Source organism: Lysinibacillus sp. FSL K6-0075, assembly GCF_038592945.1.
Classification (GTDB): Bacteria; Bacillota; Bacilli; order Bacillales_A; family Planococcaceae; genus Lysinibacillus; species Lysinibacillus fusiformis_F.
Map to the genome: position 1 here is coordinate 2,821,916 of NZ_CP151947.1, position 24,207 is coordinate 2,846,122.

The window sequence follows — 24,207 nt, forward strand, 5'->3', positions numbered from 1 at the left end:
GCCAAAAGCTGACCATTCTTGTCATCAGCTTTTGGCTTTTTCGTCGTAAACGTCAGCCTAGGCATTGTGTAGATGTTTATTCATAAGCTCCTCCACCTGGGTTTTTAATGCTTGGTTGGCATAGCGTAGCACCTCATCATTGCCTGCGGTAGCCACTTGCACATCACTAAAGTAGTCATCAATCCGGTGCCAGCCAACTAATCGTATTTTTTGTTGGGCGAGCTGACGTTTCAATTGAAAATAATCTTTGTGTAGCTGCTTTAACAAGGCATCCATGGCAGGTAAAAATACACGCTTCATCTTAAAATGTTCTGCCACTGTCAGATCGTGCTGCAAGGATTTCACGGCTAAATCAAGCAGCAAATATTGATGTAATAATCGTCGTTGCTCTCCATTAATCACAGCCATCATCTTCTATACGAGCAGCATAAATATACCTTAAGGGAATATGCTTCGTTGTGGTAATGGTTTCAAGTAGCAACTGCTCCTCGTTCATTGCTTGAATGGTACCTCCCCATTGCACATAGTTACCATGTTCCCATATAGTTAACATAATATAGTTATGTTGTACGAATGCTCGTGTGATTGTTTGCTGTAATTCTTCAAGCTCCCATTCAGCATGTTCCCGAGGTGACTCTGTCAACATCTCTTGTTTCCACGCCTTCAAAAGCATTAAATGCTCTGGTAGCATCATCGCTGTCCATTTCATCGTTCCTCTATCTCTTATCATTTTTTCACTCCTTATGCTAAATGCCCGCCAACTAAGCGATTCCGTGAAATAGCCGTACCAGCGTTTGTATAGGAGGCTGCGCGTAATAAGGCCACCACTCCATATTTTCTGCGAATTGCATCCATGACATGACCAATGACCTGTCGTTGTTCCCTCCGCTCATCAAATAAATCAAGTTGAATACTACGCTCTGGCTCTAGGTTTGTCAGTCTAACAGATAATTGACGTGCTGGCTCACCCGCAAAATGCTCATCTAGTAAGGCCAGACATGTCTGATACATGACAAGGGTCTCATTAGTTGGACTTTCGATGGTTCTTGAGCGATGGAACCCTTTTGTCATCGCATTGCGACTATAAGAGAGCCCCAAGCTAACAGTCCGCCCTACATACCCCGCTTCTCGTGTACGTCGCATCACATCCTCACACATTTCTAACAGCACAACCGCAATATCCTTTCGTGTGTGATAATCCTTCATCAGCATTTGGCCCTTCCCAAAGCTTAATGCCGCATTGTTCACTAGTGGCTCCCCCAATGTGGAGAGATCAATGCCCCATGCATGGTAATAGTATTGATTACCCATAATACCAAAACGCTTTTCTAATTCGGCTAAATCGGCATGGGCTAATCCACCGACTGTTTGGATGCCCATCGCATTTAAATTGGCTGCCATCTGTTTACCAATCCCCCACATATCAGATAAAGAACGTACTGGCCAAAGCTTTGGTGGCACATCTGCATAGGTCCATTTGGCAAAGCCTGACTTTTTTGCCTCTAGATCTAACGCTAATTTAGCCATCAGCATATTTGGTCCCATGCCAATTGCGGACGGAATGCGAAACTTTTCATAGATATCTTCCTGAATCAATTTGGCTACCTGCTCAGGTGAGCCCCAAAGTTGCTCTGTTCCCGTTAGATCTACAAAGCTTTCATCCACACTATAAACATGGATCGCCTCTGGAGGGACATATTGTGCAATCAGACGCGTAATGGCCATGGACATCTCTAGAAAAAAGGACATTTTTGGCTCAAACAGCTTAATATCTGGGTGTTGGGGAATTTCATAACGTCGATTCCCTGTTTTAATGTTAAATTTTTCTTTCATCATCGGGGAAGCAGCCAGAACAATACTGCCTGGTTGCTCAAAATTACCGATGACGGCAATCGGATCTGTCAGAACATCTAGCCCTTCTAGCATAGCGATACAGCTCGCATAAAAACATTTCATATCAATACAAAAAATATCTCTTTGTGGGAAGTCGTCGTAATTCATATGACCTCAGACTCTCGCTGTAAAATAGGCAGAAGTGCTAGAACATTGTTAATAAGAAACGTACGCTTCGCTAGCCTTGTAAAGCAAAAGGCGGTAAAGGAATCACCTGTGATGTTGATGATTTTCACGCGCCTTTTTGTAATGGCACCTGATTTCGCTATATACATCATGTGGACGATTTGGTGACGGTGCATGGCTTTTATTAACTGTTCTTTCATGTTGAATGCTCCTTTACTGACTCTGTTTACGTGCGTTACATGTTGAACAGAGTTTTTCATAACTAAGAACAAACGTTTGTGTTTTCATTATACGCACATACGTTCTGAAATAGAAGTGGTAATTTTAGCTAATTTTTATCCAGATAGATGCTAGCTGCATCTAGGCATTTGTGTAAGTCTAGAAGCCCTTAAAACATAATCTATGATGATGAATAGCTCAATTTACATGAGAAAGGATGTAAGTATCAGCTCAAATATCGATTATAGCTCCCCTTCTGCAGCGTTCACGTTTGATGTCAATAAAAGTACGCTTTTTAAAAAAGACTCCCGAAATTACATTAATATTCTCGGTGTGGAACAATTAAATACATTAGAAAATACATCTTTGCTTGATATTTTTTTAAGTAAAGACAATGTCATCGAGCCACATTACCATCAAAATGCAGCCGAGCTTGTCTATTGTATTGCAGGAGCAGCAACGGTTTCTCTATTGAATCCCTTTACCAAGAAAATTCAAAACTATCCCATCAAGCCTGGGCAAGTTGCCAATATACCACAGGGCTGGTGGCATTATGAGGTAGCAACAGAAGATAACACACATCTACTCGCTATTTTTGATGCGCCAACGCCAGAGGTCATTTTAGGCTCTGATATCTTAAAATTCACACCAGCCAATATTATGGCCCATACGTATTGTTTAGATGAAGAGCAATGGAAGAAAACTATTGCACCGATTGTTCCTACAACTTATATTGGACCAGCAAAAGGCTGCAATCGTGTCAAATCAGCAATCGATCAAGCCCCTTATAAACCAACTATGCCACAGCAATATATGAAACCATGTCCATACCCTTATCCATATCGTTACCCTCATACGTATCCTTATGGCACGTACTATTAGCGACCTCTTATTCATTTTTTATTGTAAAAGATGAATAGAATGTCATTTACTGCTCCATCCTAATCTTAAATCAAACTAAGAGTTAGGAAGTGTCAGGATGACAATGATAAATGAAAATCTAGCATCATTACGATTTAAGGAGATTTTTAAGCTTTGGTCACAGCTCGGTGTCAATCAAGGCTATATTGCTTCAAGCCATGCTTTTTTTAAGCATACGCGTGATAAAAACTTAAAAATCCTAACATTGGAATTTATTCAATGTTTAAAAGAAGAAAATAAACAGCTAACACTGCTATTAAAGGAAAATGGTGTGCTAGCACCAACAGCATCGATAGAGTACAGCAAAATGAAAATAACGGATATTCGTGGAAAATCTTTCATTAATGATAGCGAAATTAGTGCTATTTTATCGATGAATATTGCCTCCTCTTTGATTGCCGTAAGCCAAGCTTTAGAACTGGCAGTAAAGAAAACACATCTAACCAAGTATGGTGAACTCCATATGCGTTATGCCCTACTTGGAGCGAAATTGATTGACCTAAGTAAGAGTAAAGGCTGGTTATTAGCCTCTCCACGCTAAAAAGAAGCCTCCGTTTATTACCTAACGGAAGCTTCTTTTTTTATCTATTATCGATTTCTCACAAACAGTAGCTTATACCATTGATTGACTAGGAATGGTAACACCGATAGGCTATAAATAAAGCCTAGCTGTGCTAGTGTTAATGGAGCTACCTCAAAGACCGTTGTAAGCATTGGCATAAATAAAACAATGTGTAAACTTAGCACACCAATGATAAAGGCAAACCACGTATATTTATTCGAAAATACACCAATAGCAAAAATGGATTGCTTGGATCGAGAGTTAAAGCCATGCACTAACCTTGATAAGCATAGTGTTGTAAAGGCCATCGTGCTCGCTGTTAACGTATCACCTGTCGATAAACCGATTTGAAACGCAATAATGGTGGAAATGGCGATTAATATCCCTTCAAGCACGACTTGTGTGGTAAAGGCTTTATTTAATAAAGGAGTATGAATGTTTCTAGGCTTGTCCTTCATTGTTTTCTTATTATTTGGCTCTAAACCGATGGCGATAGCTGGCAGACTATCTGTTAATAAGTTGATGAATAATAGATGGACAGGTGCAAAAGGAACAGGTAAGCCCAGAACCGTTGCATACAACACGACAAAAATAGCGCCTGCATTTCCAGATAATAAGAACAGAATGGCATTTTTTATATTTGTATAGATGCTACGGCCATTGGCGATTGCTTTAACAATCGTTGAAAAATTATCATCAGTTAAAATCATGGACGAGGCATCTTTTGCAACCTCTGTGCCCGTCACGCCCATAGCTACCCCAATATCTGCTTGTTTCAGAGCAGGGCCGTCATTGACACCATCCCCTGTCATGGCGACAACATGCCCTTTATCCTGCCATGCTTTAACAATACGGATTTTTTGGGCTGGTGTAACACGAGCATACACAGAATAATCATGTACTTTATCTTGTAGCTCTTGATCGGTTAGACCCTCGAGTGCATGTCCTTCTATCGCTTCTGCTGGATTTTGTAAAATACCAATTTGTTCGGCAATAGCCGTTGCTGTAATTTTATGGTCCCCTGTAATCATGACGGGCTTAATACCTGCTTTTATACAGCTTTCCACAGCCTCTTTTGATTCTTTTCTTGGCGGGTCCATCATTGCCACTAAGCCCACAAAGATTAAATCTCGTTCCGCTCTTGTATCGACTTTTTGTAGCGGCAATACCTCCTTATAAGCAATGGCTAACACCCTTAAGCCATTCATAGAAAAATCACGATTCATCGCCTCGATTTTCTGACGATGCTGCGGGGTCATCTCAAAAATGCCTGTTGATGTTTTGATTCGTGTCACTTTTGGCAAGAGTACATCTAAAGCCCCTTTGGTAATCATGACGGGTTGCTTGTCCATCTGATTGACAGTGCTCATGAGCTTCCTCGTCGAATCAAATGGAATTTCAGCCAGACGTGGATATTGCTCGCGGATATTCAATTCATCTAAACCATACTGTTTCCCCAATTTCACAAGCGCAATTTCTGTAGGATCGCCGATTTCTTTCTGCTCACGCTCTACAGCATCACTACATAAAAGGGCTTTTACCATTAGCTCTTTTTCCACTGGGTTCGTTGGATTAAGCCAATCATGGGGAATCTTCTTCTGGTCTACAAAAACTTCCTGTACCACCATTTTATTTTCTGTTAAAGTACCTGTTTTATCAGAACAAATGACCGATACACTCCCTAAGCTTTCAACAGCATACAGCTTGCGAATGATCGCATTTTCCTTCGCCATCTTTTGGGTGCCAAAAGCTAATACGATGGTCACAATGGAGCTCAAAGCCTCTGGAATAGCCGCAACAGCAAGAGATACGGCAAACATAAAGGATTCCACTAAGGCTCGTCCTCGAATAAGGTCAATCGTAAAAATCGCTAAACAAATCAGCGTAATCCCTAATGCTAATTTTTCACCGAATTGATCGAGGCTAATCTGTAACGGTGTTTTCTTTTCCTTGGCTGTATCGAGTAAATTCGCAATTTTTCCGATTTCCGTCTGCATCCCGATTGCCGTAACCATCACGATGCCACGTCCATTGGTCACAAAGCTTCCTGAGTACACCATATTTTTCTTATCCGCAATGGTGATATTGTTTTTTCGAATAGGGTCTGTACTTTTGGCCACAGCTATCGATTCGCCTGTAAGAGAGCTTTCGTTGATGTGTAAATTATGGCTTTCTAGTAGTCTGCCATCTGCATTGATATAGTCCCCTGCCTCCAACATCAGAAGGTCTCCTACTACAATTTCTTCAGAAGGAATTTCTACTAGTTGATTATTGCGCATGACCTTGGCAATGGGAGAGGTCAAGGCTTTCAGATTATCTAGTGACTGTTCTGCCTTGACATGCTGCACTGTACCTAAAATGGCATTTAAAATGACCACAATCATGATCACAATGGTGCTTTCTACTTCTCCTAGTAGAAAGGAAACAATGGCAGCAACGAGTAAAATGATGACCAATAAATCTTTAAATTGGCCCATGAAAACAGCCAACGTACTTGTTTTTTTCCCTTCCTCTAATACATTATAGCCATAGACCTGTTGCCTTTTTTGGACGTCATCATCAGTCAAACCTTGTGTGGTGACGTTCAATATCTTCATGACTTCAGCAGATGATTGTTGATGATATTCAGTCATTGGGTTCTCCTTCCATTTACAAGAGATGAAGGTCTCCTACTATTTTTCTTAAAAATAATATTCGCTCTTAAAATCTCAAACTCCTCAAATCTGTAAAATTCATTAACTACAACAATCTATTCCATAGGTAATTAGAGTATGCTAAGAAACCATAGAGAATTTAATTTTGGAAAGCGTATGAAAATAGATTCATGCAGACCAATTAAAAAGGTATTGGGATGGCTTTCCCAATACCTTTCATGGCTGTTGTTCTATTATGAGTTATGTTGTGCTGATTGATAATCTACGTGCTGCTCCTGTCCAAGTGGTGCTCTTTTAATAGAGAAGATGGCACAGCCTAAAGCACAGAGAACTAGAATCGTACCGAAGCTAGCTAAGTGCATAACAGATCCTGTCCAGGCAAACATTGCGCCACCAACTGCTGATCCGATAGAAATACCAATTTGCAGGGCAGCTGTATTTAAGCTTTGCTGAATATCGGATGATTGAGGATCCGCCTGAATTAAATAATTTTGTAATGGCGGTGTCAACGCCCAGCTCAACGCACCCCATAAAACCGTAAACACTAAAAACAGTGGTAAGGCAATAATTGTATAAGGAATACTGAATAAGACAATGGCGAAGGCCGAGACAATTAAAATAATGGCTTTACTTGTGCCAATTTTATCACTGACCCAGCCACCTACAGCATTTCCACTAACAGAGGCAATACCAAAGATTAAGTAACAAATACTAATCCATGAAGCACTCATATCAAATGCCTCTACTAAAAATGGTGTTAAATAAGCATAGAGCATGTAATGACCAGCTAGCATAAACAAGGTAGTTAACTGCGCTGTCAGGATTTTTAAATTCGCCAGAGATTTGATTTGCGCCTTGAGTGGCACTACTTCTCCAATTGGCATTTTTTCAAGTAATAAGGCAATTAATATCATTGAAATCGTTGACAGTACACTAATACCTAAAAATACAGCTCGCCAGCCAAACGCCTCTGTAATAAAAATACCCATTGGCACACCGATCACAAGCGCAGAACTTACGCCCATAAAAACAAGCCCAAGTGCTTTAGCACGATGGCGAGGCTCTACGATTTTGGTTGTAATCGTTAATGATAAAACAATCACTAACGCTGTACTCATGGCTGTGAAAATACGTGCAATTAGCACAATGATGAACGTTGTACTAAAGAAAGTCATGAGATTTCCTAACGTGAAAATAAATAAAGAAATAAGGAATAAGCGCTTCCGTTCCACCTTGGCTGTCAAGGATAGTAGGACTGGCGCAGAAATTGCATAAACTAGTGCAAAAATAGTAATTAATTGCCCCGCTGTCGCTAAAGATACATCTAAATCCTCCGCAATATTTGGCAGTATGCCACCAACAATTAATTCAACTAACCCTACTGCAAAGGTAGTCATAGCAAGAATATAAACTCTCCAATTCATCGTAATCTCCCCTTCGTTACACGCTCATTTTTGTAGGAGATTGTTTTAAAACAAAATAAAAAATCCTGACTACAAAAATAAAGCAAAGTTTTGTAGTCAGGATTTTATGGTTCCTGGTAGAGACCCTCAATCCATATTATTGAGGTTATACAGATCAAATATTTACTTTAGCTATAGTAGCACATCAAAATTTCATTGACAATAACTTTTTTTTATAGAGTTTTTTACATCTAACAATCTTTTCATCGAGAGAAAATTTCGATTTTCTGCTTATATTTCGACGAATTTGACCATATATAATAACATACAATAACTATTTTACGAGGTGATTGTTTGCGTATAGTAGGATTTGTCTGCTATTTTTTAATACTATTTTATGGCGTAGAATTAGTAGAAGAAGCGTTCACAAATGAAGAACCAGCAATGCAATCTCCAATGAAAAGTAAGCCATCGCCCATCAAGGAAACCGTTGAAAATTCAAAGATTTGTGTCTATTATCCCACTTATAAAAGCTGTACCGATTTACCCCAAAATTAAAAAGAGGCTACTCAATGGAGTGACCTCTTTTTTCATCATTTTGAACCAATATGAAAATGACTAAATGGATATAGTATTAATTTTGATTCACCGTAAACTGCATCCTCTGAAATTAAACCATAATGGCGACTGTCACTACTTTTTAGGCGATTGTCACCGAGCACAAAATACATGCCCTTTGGCACTTCTTTTTCATTTACTAATTGTTCCAATGTAAAGTTTTCCGTAATGCGTAATTGATTAGGATCATCCGTTTGACGGTTAACATAATCTTCTTTGTATGCTTTGCCATTGACATACAATACATCGTCTTTCATTTCCACTTTATCCCCTGGAAGACCAATGACACGCTTAATATATAACTCATCCTCAACAGGTGATTGGAAAACAATTTGATCGAAACGTTCGATTTTACTTGTTTTACTTACAATAATAATATCCTTATCATGGTAAGTCGGGTACATCGATGCTCCTTGCACTTTAATCGGCGCAAATAAAAATTGCTTACAGCCAAAAACAACAACAGCTGTAATGACAATAATTTTGATGTAGGATAGTATTTCTTTTTTTAGATTGGATGTTTTTTCCTCTTGCATGCTCATTCCCCGATACTGTTTTTTAATAGTATAACATTTTCTCACTATTATTGACGAATGAATCACACAAATTGTTTCCTATTCATAGAAAAATAGACAAGGCTACAAAGTAACATTGTCTAGAAATTGCTATTTTGTTGTTTCACCGTTATGAATGGTTAGTTTGTGTAGCAGAGTGATGCTGCTCGTTTAATAAATCTACTGCTAATATGATACCAACTGGTAATGCAAATGCTAATAAAATTGTGCCTATAATCATCACAATCACTCCTTTAACCATTTCTAATGTCAGTATACACTTAATTTTCAGATATTTCAAGAAATATCGAAAAATGATGAATAACAGCAAAAAAATCATTCAACTAGGCATGCACCCTACCTGAATGATTTTTTATCCCTTACATAAACAATTTTAAACACAATACTTGTAGGCCTCTTACCACTGATTGGACTGGATTTTTACGCACTTTACGTTTAGGTACATAGCTTTGCATGCAATGATTCAGCGCTGTATACCTCAGCACCTGGGTCCTCCCATTCATTCATCTCCCTCCCTTCGTGGCCAAAAAGTTTACAACTCGTATGCGACATATTGTAAGCAACTTGCTTACTTGCTTTGTAAATGGTTTTTTAAATCTGTTTGTATTTTTTGAAGCTCTGCCTCATTCGGAATGTAGTACCAAATGCGGTTAATCCTTTCCCCATCTCCCTCTTCAAACGATAACTGCTCAATATCCTTATCCATTTTTTTATAAATACTTTGTAGCTGAATAAGGTCCTTCACAGAGAAATTCATGCGAACATTGTCGCCTAGTACATTCAGCATATCGGTTGCCTTTAATAATGTTGATGGTGTGGAGGCTTTTTTCATCACCGCTTCAATGATTTGACGTTGTCGAATTTGACGTCCAAAATCACCTCGGGGATCTTCATAACGAATACGAGAAAAAATAAGGGCCTCATTACCATCTAATGTGATTTCTCCCTTTGGATAATGGTATTCGTCATAGGTTAAATCCATATCATTATCGATTGTTACGCCACCCAGCGTGTCAATAATTTGTAAAAAGCCCTCCATATTAATAAACACATAATAATCAATGGGTATATTTAAAAAATTTTCGACCGTATCCACAGCCATTGGGACGCCCCCAAAGGCATAGGCATGATTAATCTTATCTACTGTGTCATGACCAACAATTTCTGTTCGTGTATCACGGGGTATACTAAGCATTTTCATTGTCTGTTTTTCAGGATTCACAGTGATTACAATCATGGTATCGGAACGACCACTATCATCTTTTCGTTCATCGACCCCAAGCATCAGAACCGAAAATGGATCTTTTTTAATCACTGTTTTTTCTTCTGGTTGTGCTGCATCTGTTGTTTGAATAAGTGGTGTATTTATTTTATTCATAGTTTTTTGGATGGTAAAGTAGGCAGTACCTATAAAAATCAAAAAAATTGCTAATAGGCTACCAACAATCCACAGCCATAATTTTTTCTTGCTCTTTTTCTCTTTTGAGCGTTTCATATTTTTTTCCATACATAAGTCCTTTCTTGCTTAACAATTTTGCCCCTCTTTTTGACGTATTAAGTTGGAAAAAAGTTTATCTAGTCTACTTATATGCATAATGAACGAAAAAAAGACGTACACTAGTATTTACTAATTTTACAGCATACTATTCCCTCATTTGTCAATTATCTTCCTTTTACATTCATTCCCTTCTATCAAAATGGTGCTATCTTAATTTATTGAAAATTCATTATTGTTGATATATACTATTTTTAAGATACAACGTCTCTATAATAGAAACAATTTTATTTAGGAGGAATCACTCAATGTTTCAAAAAAGAAGAGAGCAGCTCGTTTCCCGTATGCAGCAACAGTCGATTGATGTCGCGGTACTAGTGCCAGGGTCAAACATGTATTATTTTACAGGCCTTCAGTTAAAGCAAAGTGAACGCTTAACAGTAGCCGCTATCACCGCTCATAATCAATTATATTTTCTCGTTCCACAAGTAGAATTAACAAAAGTAGACTTGAGTAATGGTGGGACAATCTTATCCTATTCAGATGAAGAAGGACCTACACAGGCCATCCAGCAACTAAAAAAAGAATTAGGAATAGCGCAGACACTTGGTATTGAATATGACGCCATGCGCGTGAAGGAACAGAAGGCTATCGAAAACCTTACATATGACAATTTATGTGATATCGGAGCATCCATTCGTGATATACGTATGGAAAAAGATGAACATGAAATAGCCCTCATGCGTCAGGCTGTACAGATTGTCGAAGAAAGTCTAGCAGCCACATTACCAATTATTCAAGCAGGTATTTCAGAAATGGAAGTCGCAGCCCAATTAGAATATGAAATGAGACGACGCGGATCAGAAGGAACACCTTTTGGGACTATTGTTGCTTCGGGTTATCGAGGTGCGCTTCCTCATGGTAGAGCAAGCACGAAAAAAATAGAGACAGGCGAATTAATCGTCATAGATTTTGGTGCTATTTATAAGGGCTATGTGGCGGATATGACCAGAACGGTTGCTTTAGGAGAAGTTTCTCCAACGCTAAAAACGATTTACAGCATTGTGAAGCAAGCAAATGAAACGGCCATAGCAGCCATAAAACCAGGTATGACAGCTCATGCCATCGATGATCTGGCAAGAGGCATTATTCGCGATGCTGGCTATGGCGATTATTTCACACATCGACTTGGCCACGGCATTGGTTTAAGCGCACATGAAGAGCCTTATATGATGCAACGTAATCAACTAGTGTTAAAGCCAGGCATGGCCTTTACTGTGGAGCCAGGTATCTATGTGCAGGATGTTGCTGGTGTTCGTATCGAGGATAATTTAATTGTCACAGAAGATGGTTACGAAAATTTAATGACCTATTCGAAAGAATTAATCATTTTATAAGGTTGGTGTGTACAATGATAGACATGAGGAAAATACAACAGGATATGCCGCTACTTGAACACTGTATTTATCTAAACACAGCTGCTGCATCTGCCATGCCACAGCCAGTAGTGGATGAAATGACGAGCTATCTCCAAAAACAAGCAAGTATTGGTCCCTACTTGCCCTCTTTTCGTCAAGAAACGTATGCTCAAGTAGAGCGTATTCGAGAGAAAGCCGCATTGTTTATCGGCGCAATAAAAGAGGAAATTGCCTTTGTGCCAAACGGTTCAGTGGCTATTAATTATGTCGCTGGGGGCATGCAATGGAAACGGGGAGATGAGGTCATAGTACTCGACACAGAAATGTTGAGTAACTACGTGCCTTGGCTTGCCCTTCAGCAACATGGGGTTCAGCTGAAAGTGTTAAAAACGAATGATGAATATATGGTAGATTTACAAGCGCTTGAGCTACTTATCACCCCTCAAACGAGATTGATTGCCTTTGCCCATATGTCCAATGCTGCTGGCGCACTCCAGCCCGCCAAAGAAATATGTCAGCTAGCCCAGCAACACAATGTGCTAACCTTGATTAATGCCAATCAAACACTTGGTTTAACACCAATGAATGTTGCCGAACTTGGCTGTGACTTTCTAGTTGCATGTGGGCGAAAATGGCTACGCGGCCCTGAAGGATCAGGTATTTTATACGTACGAGAAGCGCTCATTCCAACATTGACGCCTATTATGATTGGCTGGGGCAGCACCCAGTGGGATTATCAGAACAATGCCTATTCTTTTTTAGAAACAGCTAAACGTTTTGAGCCAGGTTGTCCGATCATTCCCAGTATTTTCGGACTAGGGGCAGCTATTGATTATGCGAACAATATTGGTATCCATCACATATATGAACGCGTACAACAGCTAACAAACTATTTAATTGAACAGCTTGCAACGATTCCAGGCATTGTCTTATATGGCCCGCAAAATAATGCTTATCGATTATCGATTACACCGTTTAATATTGAAGGGCTGTCACCAGATGAGCTAACCAATGCTTTAGCAGAACGTGGGGTCATCATTGAAGCGGGCACATTTATGGCGAATACCATTATGGAACGCAATCAAATTACTAAAATGGCCCGTTTTTCGCCACACTATTTTAATACGTTTGAAGAAATCGACACGGCTGTGTCCATCATAAAAGACATCCAAACAAAGGCTCAAGATAGACATTAACTATCTTGAGCCTCTTAGTGTTGAAAAACAAAACCATCCATAGAATTTTTGTGAAAGGTGAAAATGGTTTCCGTTACAGGCTACTTGCTTTCCTGTGGGCGAGCGCCGAGCCGCTTCCTCCGCTCCCGCTCGTGCAGGGGCTCGTCTGTCTCGCTATCCCACGGGAGTCAAGTAGCCCTCCACTCCAACCTACAAAATGTTAACTTTTTAGCAAAGGTTTTCAAATAAAGTGAAGGTCTTCACTACCCATTTTATGGAGGGCTTTTGACACTCATCACTTCTTCGCAATGAAATTAAGAGTCTATCCTTTCTCTAATCATACAAATAATAGGCTAATTTGATTACTACGGCTAGCTAGTATGAAAGATAAGGAAAAGCCACTTTTGCAGAATGTTTGATTGGAGTGGAGCCAGCGTCACAGAGGAGACCCTGGAGCGAACGGAAGTGAGTGAAGCGGCTCATCGGACGCCCCCTGGAAAGGACGCTGGCGGAACAGAAATCAACCTCTCCACCTTGCAAAGTTGCTTTTTCTGCCGTTGACATCATCTTTTTGCAACAACATGAGGCTCAAGATAGACATTAACTATCTTGAGCCTCTTTTTCATGCTTATTCATGATACAATTTAAAGCTGTATTGATCGAAATAACGTTGAATATTCATTGCTCCGTATTGAAGAACATTCACCATTTCAGGTAACTTCTCCTCTGTTGGCTTACGATAAATAGGGCCAGCAATTGTTAAAGAGGCAATCACTTCTTTTTTACTATTAAAAAGAGGTACACCTAGCCCAAATACCGAGTGAGAATATTCTCCCGTCGAAAAGCACCAGCCTTGCTGTTGTATTTTTTCTAAATCAGCTAGCATTTCATCAGGGTCAGTAATCGTTTCAGGAGTTAATCTTTTCATCCCATGCTCCATGATCTCCTTTTTTCTCTCTTCAGGTAGATAAGCCATGATGACTTTACAAGATGCCCCAATATGTAGCGGTGTCCGCGTGCCAATCGACACCGAAAACTTAATGGTTTGAGAGCTCTCAGCTATTTCCACTGTGACACCATCCGTTCCATCTAGCCATGTTAAAAACACGGATTCTTTGATGGTATCTGCAAGGTTTATCATAATTGGTAAAACAAAGTCAGAAAGATTTAATTTATCTTTAACCATCTGACCATATTCTAGAAAGCGTAGCCCCAATTCATATTTTTTTGTCTCAGGATTTTGAATAAGAAAGCCTTGTTTTTCGAAGGTCGCTAAAATCCGATAAATAATCGAGTGACTAATATCCATCTCTTTCGCTAGCTCACGTACACCCCATGTAGGATTTTCCTTATTAAAATATTTCAGAACCTCCAAGGAGTTATCTAATGTTTTTAATGTCATTTTACACCTCAAATGTCTCTATAATAGAACCGTATTATGATTATAAAATGAAGCCGGACAATTTTCAATAAATTCAACTATTTTACAATTAGATTTTAAATGAATTATTGTATTCAAGCAGTTAATAGGGTCATCCAAATTGCATAGAGCATGGCTATCCAGCAAAAATGGAAGGCTATCCACTAGAATCCTCATTCTATCCGTCACATATTGAGTTTTATCCGCCAGTTTGCGTATTCTATCCAATGAAAAATCAACCCACCTCTTAAAAGGTGCGTTGATTTTTCACATTACTATTAGCTACTCATTTTTCTGCTGGATACCCTGTACTAATTTTTCTTGAATCCGTAAGTATTGGGCAATTTCCTCATCATCTAATACGTCAAAAAGCTGTACAAAGACCTCTTTCCCGATGGATTGAGCCTTTGCTAAAGCACTTTGACCCTCAACTGTAATTTGTAAGCGAATCGTGCGACGGTCGGATGGATCATACAGTCTTTCTGCTAATCCAAGCTTGACCAACTTTTCAGCAATGCTCGTCATAGCACCTTTTGTATAGCCGATCGTTTCGGCTAATTCTGCTTGTTTTTGCGGGCCTTTGCCATGTAGCTCGTTTAAAACTAAAATCGGTGAAATTCCTAAAGGATATGGAAACGCTTTTGTAAAACGTATAATATTGGCATTATTCACCTGCTCAATCATATGAATCAGTTTAAAAATATTTGTCTGTTTCAAAAAAATCCTCCTCAAACGCCGAGCATTAATGAAGCATTAGTGAACCCCCATCCACCATAATCGTTTGACCTGTGATGTATTGGGAATCGTCAGAAGCTAAGAAAACAGCTACACGGCCGATATCTTGCTCAATATCACCAAAACGACCTAGTGGGATTTTACTTCTAACCGCTTCATAATATTCTGGCTGTGCTTTTGCCCAGGCCTGTACACCTGGTGAGTCAGCAAGCGGACTAATGATATTGACATTAATACCAAAACGTCCCCATTCATTTGCGGCAACACGTGAAATGCCGCGAATGGCTTCCTTAGCAGCGGCATAAGCTGCCTGTGTTTCATGACCTTGAATGCCTGCTCCTGATGCAAAGTTAATAATATTACCCTTTGTTTCTTTTAAATGCGGTAGTGCTGCTTGCATTAAATAGAAGGTTGGATAAAAATCTGTCCCAAATGACAAGTCAAGATCTGCTTGTGTAGTTTCTTCTATTGTAACTTGTTTAGCAGCATGAGCGTTATTAACTAGCACATCTAGTTTACCGTATTTTTCTACGACTGTATCAATAATTTTTGGTAATTCATCGCGTTCCATTAGATTAGCCTGTAAAAACATAGACTGTGGAGACATTTCTTGTAATTCTTTTGCCATTGCCTCGCCTGCCTCTGCATTTAAGTCCACAATTGTGACAATCGCCCCTTCCTTTACCATAGCTTTTGCCATTCCACTACCAATACCACCTGCACCTCCAGTAATGATGACTACTTTATTTTGTAGTTTACCCATTGCAACAACATCTCCTTCTTGTTTATCTATAAATAGTTTAACATTAAACTATTTATAGATAAACAAAATTACTTCAGATAAAAAAGCCTATTCTGGTTAATCCAAAATAAGCTTTTCTAAAATTGACCTTTCCTGCAGGATCGTGCTGATTACTTTTTTCAAGCCCTCTATTTCTGATTTGATATTACACCAAATATAGACCCTTTAATGTATGATTGTCCTTGTAATGACTGCAATTGTTCTGGTGTACCAGTTACTACCGCTCCGGTTATTTTCACATCACTTTTCTCCAGGGTCCCATTTTCCCCTATTAAAGCTTGATAAACCTGGTTTGTTTCCCACTCAAAGTTCTTGCCTTTACGAAGAAGCTCAACGTTTCGAATAAAGGTGTCAACCTCGTCGCTTGAAGAACGTCGGGATTTTGGTTTGGATTGCTCTGATTGGAAGCCGTATATGTACGGATGATTAGCTGCAATCGTATGCTGTCCTTGCTTAAAAAAATCTAGCGTATCATCTGTATAAGCATCCACCCACCACCAATCTACTTGCACTTCAGGCGGTAGCTTGCTTTTAATGTCTTCAAAACGATAGGCATTATCAAAAGAAATAGCTAATTCTACTAAAGTATTTTTCTCCAATTGATTCAGCTCACTAATATTATCTTTATAATGATCGTATGCAATTTTAGGGTGATAAAAAAACATTTCTCGATCACCCGTGTAGTCATTAAACCGTTCGAATTGATGTGTTTCTGCCAGTGATTCTGAACCTTCTATTTGGATGGAGCTAGAAAAGGAAGTGAATGTAAGCGTTCCAAATAGATTATAATCACTTTCGATAGGATTCCAAATATAGGGTCGATGCTGATCTCCAAGCACCTTATAGGTTGTTGTTGTTATTTTTCCTCCAAGCAAATGATCGTCATAAACCTGATTACTAATTTGAACATTGGGCGCACTTATTTCGTTAAATAAATGAATATCATCCATTACTTTTTGAGCACTATTTAACGATAAAGTCCTCAGCCCATACCATAAGGCTATTAGCACAATGGGTGTAACAATCAATGTAATCCCAATCATTTTGACTGTTGACCAAAACCTTGCCCTTCTCATTATTTTTTTCGTTTGTTTATCATCAAACAAAAATTCATTTTCTTCTTTATTCATCATGAATATCCTCCTTAAATCGTTCAGTAAATTCTTCCCTAGCACGTCTGACATGCGTTTTTAGTGTATTTTCATTCTTATTCATCAAGGCTGAAATTTCCTTATACGATAATCCCAGCTCATATTTCAGGATTAATACTTCCTGATGCAAGATGGATAGCGTTTCGAGTGTGTTCTGTATGTCCTTTAATTTTTCTTTTTTTAGCATCTGGATCTCAGGAATATGAATGAATGAAGTCAATTGACTTTCCTCTAATTCTGTTGTTGGATGACGTGTTTCTTTTCTCTTGAGATCATAAAATTGATTGGTTGCTACACGGTATAACCAGCTCATTACTTTGTCTGGCTGAATTCCATTTTTATGTAATAAAAATTTATAACATGTATCTTGGACGATATCTTCTGCATCCTCATGGGCTAACCCACGTTTTCTCAAATAACGATATAGCAGCGTTCCTGCCTGCTGTAGAAACGCATTCATTGATTGCTTTACCATGTCCACCTCCCTTCTGCCTATACAACGCAGAACGCCATGAAAAGTTTACATATTACAAAAAGTTCCCATTAAATATTTTAGTTTACCGAAAACAAACTACATTTATTTTCAAATACATACAAGCATCTTTTTTATTTGACAAGAATATACTGTAGCAGCTAGCTAAAATCACTTTCAAGAAAGGAGTTGTGGATGATGGGTGCTAAATGGATAAAGGTTTCAGTCTTTTATTTATTGATTGTTTTTGCTTTTGGCCTGTTTATGCATTATACGGTTCAACTTCAATGGAAGGCGACACATGCTCATATTGGTGTGGTAGGTTGGCTGACTACTGGATTCATTGGTTTAATTTATTCGACTTATAAAGATGCTGCGGAGACAGGTCTTGCCAAAGCACAGTTCTGGCTTTACAATCTCGGTTTACCATTCCTTTTTGTTGGCATGATGATGGTGTATTGGGATGTACCACGCTGGTTATTTGAGCTTTTCGTATCAGGTGGTGGCATTGCTGTAGCACTGTCCGTTCTGTTATTCTTTGTCAATGTCTTTAAATATGTAAGATAAATAGGAAAGCCCCGCTTCAGTTGAAGTGGGGCTTTCCTGTTGTTGAAAAAAGATGATGTCAACGGCAGAAAAAGCAACTTTGCAAGGTGAGAGGTTGATTTCCGTTCCGCCAGCGTCCTTTCCAGGGGGCGTCCGAGGAGCCGCTTCACTCACTTCCGTTCGCTCCAGGGTCTCCTCTGTGACGCTAAATCCCCTAGGAGTGACGCTGGCTCCACTCCAATCAACCATTCTGCAAAAATGTCTTTTCCTTATCTTTCATACTAAACGTAGCAAACAAATAGCCCATTATGTGTATGATTAGAGAAAGGGTAGGCTCTTATTTTCAATGTGAGAAGTGTTGAGTTACGACACCCCTCAAAAAATGAGTATTGAACGCCTTTGCTAAAAAGTTAGTGGGTTGAAGTGGAGGGCTACTTGACTCCCGTGGGCTAGCGAGACAGGCAAAACTCTAAACGGAGCGGTAGCGGAGGAAGCGATTCGGCGCTCGCCCATAGGAAAGCAAGTAGCCTGCAACGGAAATTCATTTCTACCTTTCAATTGACTGTTTTGTTTTTCAACACTAAGAAAGCCCCGCTTCACAGTTGAAGTGGGGCTTTTCGTAGCTATTATTGTAAGGAATTCGCTTGCATTTGATACATCTTGTCATAGATTCCGCCAAGTGCTAGCAGTTCATCATGCGTGCCGTTTTCTACAATTTTCCCTCGATCAAGCACGAGGATACGATCTGCATTTTTAATCGTAGAAAGTCGGTGGGCAATAATAAACGTTGTTCGCCCTTTTTTAAGGACATCCATCGCATGCTGAATAATTTCTTCCGTTTCCGTATCAATATTCGATGTCGCTTCATCTAATATTAAAATCGCTGGATCGAAAGCAAGTGCACGTGCAAACGAAATCAACTGACGTTGTCCTGATGATAATGTACTGCCCTTCTCAATGACTGGCTCCTCATAGCCATTCGGTAAGTTCGCTAAAACACGTTCTCCCCCGACAGCATTTAAAGAAGCTTCTATTTTCTCTTGGGAGATGCGAGGGTTGTTTAAGCCAACATTGGACGCTATCGTACCCGTAAATAAATAGGGGTCCTGTAGCACAATCCCCATATGTTCACGCATCGTTTGACGAGGAACAGAGGTGATATCAATGCCATCAATGGTAATTTTACCTTTTGACGGGTCGTAGAAGCGGAATAACAAGTTCATAATGGAACTTTTCCCTGAGCCTGTATGACCAACTAAGGCAATTGTTTCACCTTGATGTGCTTCAAATGATAGGTTTTTCAGCACATATTCATTGTCTTTATAAGCAAAGGAAACATCTTCAAAGACCACATTTCCTTTATATCGTGGAATGCTCTTTTCAGAAACAGGCTCTCCATCTGTATCTAGCACCTCGAAGACACGTTTCCCTGCAACGAGAGAACGCTCAAGCTGAGAAAATTGATTGACGATATTCGTAATTGGGTTAAACAGCTTTGTTAAATAATCGACAAACGCATACAATGTCCCTGCTGAAATCACTTCAGTAGCTGTAAATGACTGTGTACCAAAATAGAAAATAAACACGGTAAACATAATGAGCCTTAACGTATTCACAAGGTTAAAGGAAGTCGCTGAATCAAGCACTAATAGCTTACGTCCATAAGCATAATGCTCATTATTCATATCATCAAATTCCTTCGTCATTTGTTGCTCGCGACGGAATGCCTGAATAATCGTCATGCCCTGAATGGATTCATTAATCATGGCATTAATATCTGCGATTTTTGTACGAATGACATCGTTATATTTGGAGGCGATTTTTCGATACAAAATCATCCACACATAAACAATGGGAATCATTATTAAAGCAAGCATTGCCATTTTCCAATTTAAAATAAAGAGTGCGATATACACCCCAAAAATAGAAATGAAGCTCGTCACAAAATTGGATAATACCTGTACATATAAATTACGAACTGCTTCTGTATCGTTCGTTACACGAGCAACAATTTTACCTGCTGGTAAATTGTCGAAATACTGGATCGGTAAAGTTTGAATATGTTCAAAGACATCCTGACGTAATTTTTGGATTACACGGTTTGCACCGATTTGCAAATAGATATACATAAAATAGCGTAATATAGCCGTTGCAATGGCTAATAATAGATAAACAATGAGCAACCATGTAATCGGTTTGATTTCAATATGACCGATTGTCATGTAATGATCAATAATATGTTTCGCAATAAATGGCCCAACAAGCTCCGTAAATACGGCAATTGTCAGGAAGAATAAGCCTAATAATATCGGCTTTTTAAAATACATCGCATAGCGTATTAAACGTTGACTCGTATTCATGAGGCACCTCCTTCTAGCTGCTGACGGTCAAATTGCTCTTTATACCATCCTTGTTGCGCAAGAAGTTCCTCATGTGTTCCCTGCTCTACAATTTGCCCATCATCCAATACGATGATGACATCCGCATGCTGAATACCAGACAAGCGATGCGTTGTGATAATGGTTGTTTTACCTTGACGTTCACGCTGAATATTTTCAATAATTCGTGCCTCCGTCTTCGCGTCGACAGCTGAAAGGGAATCATCCAGCATTAAAATTTCAGGATCTTTAATTAATGCACGGGCAATGGATACACGTTGTTTTTGACCGCCTGAAAGAGAGACACCCTTTTCTCCAACAAGTGTTTCAAGGCCCATTGGTAGATTGCCTAAATCCTTTTCAAAATACGCGGCATGAATCGCCTGCTGTAATTCTGCTTGTGTCGCATCTTCTTTCCCAAATAAAATATTTTCACGAATAGTCCGTGAGAATAGCACATGATCTTGCGGCACATAACCAATCCAGTCAAGAATCTGCTCCTTCGTTTGAGCGGTAATATCGATACCGTCAATGGAAAGCTGTCCCTGTCCGATTGGGTATTCTCGCAATAATTGGCGTAGGAAGGTTGTTTTACCTGCCCCTGTTTTACCAACAATGCCGAGCGTTTGACCTTTTTTCAAGGACAGTGAAATTTGCTGTAGATTTTTCACCTGACTCATTGGATATTGGAATGTTAAAGCATCAAAGCCAATCGCATTCGGTGTCGCAATCATTTGCGGATTCGGAATATTTCGAACATCTGCCTCGTAGTTCAATGTTTCCTGTACGCGATCTAGTGAGGCATTCCCCTGCTGCATAACATTGATGAGCTCGCCAATTGCAAATATTGGCCAAACAGCTAAACCTAAATAAACATTAAACGTGACCAATTGTCCAACTGTCATCGCTTCCGTTGCCACTAAATGAGCCCCGTAGCCAAGTGCTACCACATAGCTAATACCTGTTCCGACTTTTGTAATCGGGCCAAATAAAGCATTGATTTTAGCTGTATGAATATTTTTCGCATACACGACTTCACTCATATCCGCAAAATTTGCCTCATCCTTTTTTTCCTGCACATAGGCGCGCACCACTCGCACACCTGCCACAGATTCAAGTACACTATCGTTTAGCTCCCCAAAAGCATCTTGTGCCTTCATGTAACGCTCATGAACAATTTTCCCTAAATATTGAATGAGGATCGCCATGATAGGGACTGGTAACATCGCAAAAAATGTGAGCTTCCACGAAATCATATAGCCCATCGCAAAAATGATAAAGCCCATATAAACCGTTGAATCAATCAACGTCATAATGCCAAAACCAGCTGTCATGGATACGGCATTTAAATCATTTGTTGCACGTGCCATGAGATCACCTGTACGGTTTTTCTCATAAAACGTTGGGGTCATGCGTAAAAAATGCTGCATCAAGTTTCGACGTAAAATTTTCTCAAGGTTGATAGCCCCTTCAAATAGTCGGAATTGCCACACAAAATTTAATAAATAGCCCCCAATAATAATCCCAATAAAAATCAATACATACTTTGTTAAAATAGCTGGTGTCATCGCTCCTGTAGTCAATAAATCAATAATTGAGCCGAGTAAATATGGAGGAACAACCTCTAATCCACTAGCAACCATCAGTAAAACAATGGCAACCGTATATTGCTTCCAGTATTGTTTAAAGAACCAGCCTAATTTACTTAACACATCAAACATACATCATAACCTTCTTTCCTCCGTGCTGTTGTGGGTGGCTACCCACTTTCTAGAAATTCCTTTTTGAAAATCATTCGTCGTACTGTGTTTCGCATATACATACACTCCTTTTTTGTTTCACTACAACCTTTTTTGCACAAAAAAAGACACATACCCTAAAAGAGTAAGTGTCTCTTATAAAAGGCAGGATAATTCCATACCTTTTTCTGCAATTTTAAATAAATGTTAGGCATGGACAATGTATGTAACTGTGATAGAATGTGATACTGATAAAATGAACATTGTCATGCCCTCCTTTAGTTTATTTGTTATAGTGTTCTTGAAGATTATCACACTATAGAAATATTTGTCAACTATCACCCTGTTATTTTTTATCATTTTCAGGAAATAGTTAGCGCTTTAAAGCATTAAATTATCATTCTGTCACGTTAAAGGCTAAACGAATAGCAGGCATTGCAGAACCAGGATGATCCGTTGAGTAAGTTAATTGTGGAATTAGCGTCATATCGGTTTCTTTCTCCTGCTGCTTATAGATGCCAGGATATAAGTCAATTAAATGATAGCCAACTTCGCCTGTAGCAATCACATCAAATGTCAAATTGCCTTGACTATTAAAAGCACATAAGTATCCTGTATAAGCATTGTCATAAGTCAGATAATAGGCATTATCATATTCAGTCCAGCCACCGCCTTTAATTGTAATGGAAATTTTTGTACCAACTGGACCTGATTTTGGTGTAAAATCAACAATTGACGGTAAAATACGCAAATATGCTTGACCATATACTTGACCTTTTGCCATTAAATCTAAACGATGCGGTATGCCCCCTAGATCATCTGGCACTTTAAAGTCATACTGTAAATTGCCTTTAGCATCTGTTTTTATTGTGCCTAGCGACGAAGTATCCTCACCAAAGCCTTTGCCACTGACACGACTGCCCTTCATCGTATTCCAAATAAGCTCTATTTCTGTTTCTTTTGGTAATCCTGAAGATGTTAATGTTATAGGCTCATCCACTGTTGCTGCATCTTTACTCAGCCCCACCTTGACACCTTGTGCTTGCTGTAGTTTTGGCATTTCAAGACCACCTGATGCAGCAATCGGTATTTCTTCAACATGATTTTCAATGGTTGGAGCAACCCCATCTGTAATAGTAAACATAAAGTCTGGTGCAGGCTTATCTGGATACGGGGACTGTAAATAGTTAATGTATTGCATTCCTAAATAGCCTGTACGAAGACGAATCGCATGTTCTCCAACAGAACCAGCAGCACGAATTTTTGCCTCTGCCGTTCCATTGGTTGAAATACCTGTCACTAGCCCCGTATATTTATTATCGTAGGTTAACTGCCAGTTACGCATATAGGTGCTCCAGCCAAGACCTTCCATTTTAATGACAATTTCTGACCCTACAGGACCTGAAGTTGGTTCCATTACAAACGATGGATCTACTGTATAGCCAACTTGCCCAATTTTTTTACCATCCTGCTTGACCCATAAGGTAAAATCTCCGCCAAATCCTTCAGGGACAGTAAACTTTCCAGACCAGTTTCCTGCTGAATTGGCCTTCCCTTGCTGTAAAACAATTTCTTGTTCTGTGAACTTTGGTCCAATAACGGCATAGAGATCCTCAATCACATATTCCCCTTCTATGGCATTCCACACCAATTCAACTGTCTTATTAGCCTCCAAATCTGTTACTTCAAATGCTACTTCATCTCGAACAAAACCTCGTTCTTTAGATAAGGTTATGTTGTTTAATAGCTTCTCTTCTGGTGCTTCCTGTTTCTCAGCATTATTGTTCACGGATGTTTTGTTTACCACGACTACTTCTTTATCTGAACAGGCCATTAACGTGATACTTGTTACGAGCATCACCACGATAAGCAGAGGCGTTTGACATATGCGTTTCATAAAACCCC

The 24,207-nt window shown here is 39.3% G+C and carries 23 protein-coding genes and 1 riboswitch; of the genes, 6 read left to right on the top strand and 17 right to left on the bottom strand.

What is annotated here, in order from left to right:
- Nucleotides 1-57: 57 nt before the first annotated feature.
- The 4 genes from MHB65_RS13900 to MHB65_RS13915 are packed head-to-tail and all read right to left on the bottom strand — an operon-like array spanning nt 58 to nt 2,219.
- Nucleotides 58-411 carry an aconitate hydratase gene (locus MHB65_RS13900; RefSeq protein WP_342440747.1) on the bottom strand — a complete coding sequence of 118 codons (354 nt, stop codon included), beginning with the start codon at nt 409-411 and terminating at the stop codon, nt 58-60.
- Nucleotides 395-730 carry a YolD-like family protein gene (locus tag MHB65_RS13905; RefSeq protein WP_205443988.1) on the bottom strand — a complete coding sequence of 112 codons (336 nt, stop codon included), beginning with the start codon at nt 728-730 and terminating at the stop codon, nt 395-397. Before MHB65_RS13905 ends, MHB65_RS13900 begins: the two co-directional genes overlap by 17 nt.
- 11 nt (nt 731-741) lie before the next feature.
- Nucleotides 742-2,001 (bottom strand): UV damage repair protein UvrX, encoded by a 1,260-nt coding sequence (locus MHB65_RS13910; protein WP_342440748.1) that lies wholly within the window; start codon nt 1,999-2,001, stop codon nt 742-744.
- Nucleotides 1,998-2,219 carry a transcriptional regulator gene (locus MHB65_RS13915; RefSeq protein ID WP_205443991.1) on the bottom strand — a complete coding sequence of 74 codons (222 nt, stop codon included), beginning with the start codon at nt 2,217-2,219 and terminating at the stop codon, nt 1,998-2,000. The genes MHB65_RS13910 and MHB65_RS13915 overlap by 4 nt, the downstream gene beginning before the upstream one ends.
- Nucleotides 2,220-2,463: 244 nt before the next feature.
- Between MHB65_RS13915 and MHB65_RS13920 the strand changes: the two genes are divergently transcribed.
- Together MHB65_RS13920 and MHB65_RS13925 are read left to right on the top strand one after the other, a co-directional pair.
- Nucleotides 2,464-3,120: a cupin domain-containing protein gene (locus MHB65_RS13920; RefSeq protein ID WP_342443743.1), complete on the top strand. Its 657-nt coding sequence runs from the start codon at nt 2,464-2,466 to the stop codon at nt 3,118-3,120.
- 97 nt (nt 3,121-3,217) lie between these two features.
- A complete protein-coding gene (locus tag MHB65_RS13925; RefSeq protein ID WP_243456224.1) occupies nt 3,218-3,700 on the top strand; it encodes a DUF3231 family protein in 483 nt (160 codons plus the stop codon).
- A 47-nt stretch (nt 3,701-3,747) separates the two neighbouring features.
- Here the strand turns inward: MHB65_RS13925 and MHB65_RS13930 are convergent, their stop codons facing one another.
- Together MHB65_RS13930 and MHB65_RS13935 are read right to left on the bottom strand one after the other, a co-directional pair.
- Nucleotides 3,748-6,354, bottom strand: coding sequence for a cation-translocating P-type ATPase (locus MHB65_RS13930; protein WP_342440749.1), 2,607 nt, complete (start codon nt 6,352-6,354; stop codon nt 3,748-3,750).
- Nucleotides 6,355-6,608: 254 nt separating this feature from the next.
- Nucleotides 6,609-7,799: an MFS transporter gene (locus MHB65_RS13935; RefSeq protein ID WP_342440750.1), complete on the bottom strand. Its 1,191-nt coding sequence runs from the start codon at nt 7,797-7,799 to the stop codon at nt 6,609-6,611.
- 73 nt (nt 7,800-7,872) lie between these two features.
- A riboswitch (purine riboswitch) is annotated at nt 7,873-7,972 on the bottom strand.
- Between the two features lie 160 nt (nt 7,973-8,132).
- Between MHB65_RS13935 and MHB65_RS13940 the strand changes: the two genes are divergently transcribed.
- Nucleotides 8,133-8,336 (top strand): hypothetical protein, encoded by a 204-nt coding sequence (locus tag MHB65_RS13940; RefSeq protein WP_342440751.1) that lies wholly within the window; start codon nt 8,133-8,135, stop codon nt 8,334-8,336.
- Nucleotides 8,337-8,371: 35 nt separating this feature from the next.
- Here MHB65_RS13940 and lepB read toward each other — a convergent pair whose 3' ends face one another.
- The 3 genes from lepB to MHB65_RS13955 all read right to left on the bottom strand — a co-directional run bounded on the left by lepB (nt 8,372) and on the right by MHB65_RS13955 (nt 10,478).
- Nucleotides 8,372-8,932 carry a signal peptidase I gene (gene lepB / locus MHB65_RS13945; RefSeq protein ID WP_342440752.1) on the bottom strand — a complete coding sequence of 187 codons (561 nt, stop codon included), beginning with the start codon at nt 8,930-8,932 and terminating at the stop codon, nt 8,372-8,374.
- 148 nt (nt 8,933-9,080) lie between these two features.
- Nucleotides 9,081-9,191 (bottom strand): transcriptional regulator, encoded by a 111-nt coding sequence (locus tag MHB65_RS13950; RefSeq protein WP_342440753.1) that lies wholly within the window; start codon nt 9,189-9,191, stop codon nt 9,081-9,083.
- Between the two features lie 348 nt (nt 9,192-9,539).
- The gene (locus MHB65_RS13955) at nt 9,540-10,478 is read right to left on the bottom strand and encodes an LCP family protein (protein ID WP_205443995.1); all 939 of its coding nucleotides are present in this window, start codon (nt 10,476-10,478) and stop codon (nt 9,540-9,542) included.
- 296 nt (nt 10,479-10,774) lie between these two features.
- On the opposite strand from MHB65_RS13955, the gene MHB65_RS13960 reads away from it, so the two are divergent.
- Entirely contained in the window at nt 10,775-11,863 is a 1,089-nt protein-coding gene (locus MHB65_RS13960) for a Xaa-Pro peptidase family protein (protein ID WP_342440754.1), read from the top strand.
- 14 nt (nt 11,864-11,877) lie between these two features.
- Nucleotides 11,878-13,080: an aminotransferase class V-fold PLP-dependent enzyme gene (locus tag MHB65_RS13965; RefSeq protein WP_342440755.1), complete on the top strand. Its 1,203-nt coding sequence runs from the start codon at nt 11,878-11,880 to the stop codon at nt 13,078-13,080.
- Nucleotides 13,081-13,687: 607 nt separating this feature from the next.
- Here the strand turns inward: MHB65_RS13965 and MHB65_RS13970 are convergent.
- The 5 genes from MHB65_RS13970 to MHB65_RS13990 all read right to left on the bottom strand — a co-directional run bounded on the left by MHB65_RS13970 (nt 13,688) and on the right by MHB65_RS13990 (nt 17,642).
- Nucleotides 13,688-14,461, bottom strand: coding sequence for an IclR family transcriptional regulator (locus tag MHB65_RS13970; RefSeq protein ID WP_004230566.1), 774 nt, complete (start codon nt 14,459-14,461; stop codon nt 13,688-13,690).
- Nucleotides 14,462-14,761: 300 nt separating this feature from the next.
- Nucleotides 14,762-15,196 (bottom strand): MarR family transcriptional regulator, encoded by a 435-nt coding sequence (locus MHB65_RS13975; protein WP_243456226.1) that lies wholly within the window; start codon nt 15,194-15,196, stop codon nt 14,762-14,764.
- A 25-nt stretch (nt 15,197-15,221) separates the two neighbouring features.
- Nucleotides 15,222-15,977 (bottom strand): SDR family oxidoreductase, encoded by a 756-nt coding sequence (locus MHB65_RS13980; RefSeq protein ID WP_342440756.1) that lies wholly within the window; start codon nt 15,975-15,977, stop codon nt 15,222-15,224.
- Between the two features lie 167 nt (nt 15,978-16,144).
- Nucleotides 16,145-17,149, bottom strand: coding sequence for an anti sigma factor C-terminal domain-containing protein (locus tag MHB65_RS13985; RefSeq protein ID WP_342440757.1), 1,005 nt, complete (start codon nt 17,147-17,149; stop codon nt 16,145-16,147).
- Nucleotides 17,139-17,642 carry an RNA polymerase sigma factor gene (locus MHB65_RS13990; RefSeq protein ID WP_342440758.1) on the bottom strand — a complete coding sequence of 168 codons (504 nt, stop codon included), beginning with the start codon at nt 17,640-17,642 and terminating at the stop codon, nt 17,139-17,141. The genes MHB65_RS13985 and MHB65_RS13990 overlap by 11 nt, the downstream gene beginning before the upstream one ends.
- Before the next feature lie 192 nt (nt 17,643-17,834).
- Between MHB65_RS13990 and MHB65_RS13995 the strand changes: the two genes are divergently transcribed.
- The gene (locus tag MHB65_RS13995; protein ID WP_243456230.1) at nt 17,835-18,206 is read left to right on the top strand and encodes a hypothetical protein; all 372 of its coding nucleotides are present in this window, start codon (nt 17,835-17,837) and stop codon (nt 18,204-18,206) included.
- 605 nt (nt 18,207-18,811) lie between these two features.
- Here MHB65_RS13995 and MHB65_RS14000 read toward each other — a convergent pair.
- From MHB65_RS14000 to MHB65_RS14010, 3 genes are all read right to left on the bottom strand, one after another.
- A complete protein-coding gene (locus MHB65_RS14000) occupies nt 18,812-20,545 on the bottom strand; it encodes an ABC transporter ATP-binding protein (protein ID WP_342440759.1) in 1,734 nt (577 codons plus the stop codon).
- Nucleotides 20,542-22,284 (bottom strand): ABC transporter ATP-binding protein, encoded by a 1,743-nt coding sequence (locus MHB65_RS14005; protein ID WP_205444002.1) that lies wholly within the window; start codon nt 22,282-22,284, stop codon nt 20,542-20,544. Before MHB65_RS14005 ends, MHB65_RS14000 begins: the two co-directional genes overlap by 4 nt.
- A gap of 415 nt (nt 22,285-22,699) precedes the next feature.
- Complete coding sequence (locus MHB65_RS14010) at nt 22,700-24,199, bottom strand: hypothetical protein (RefSeq protein WP_342440760.1); 1,500 nt, start codon at nt 24,197-24,199, stop codon at nt 22,700-22,702.
- Between the last annotated feature and the right edge of the window lie 8 nt (nt 24,200-24,207).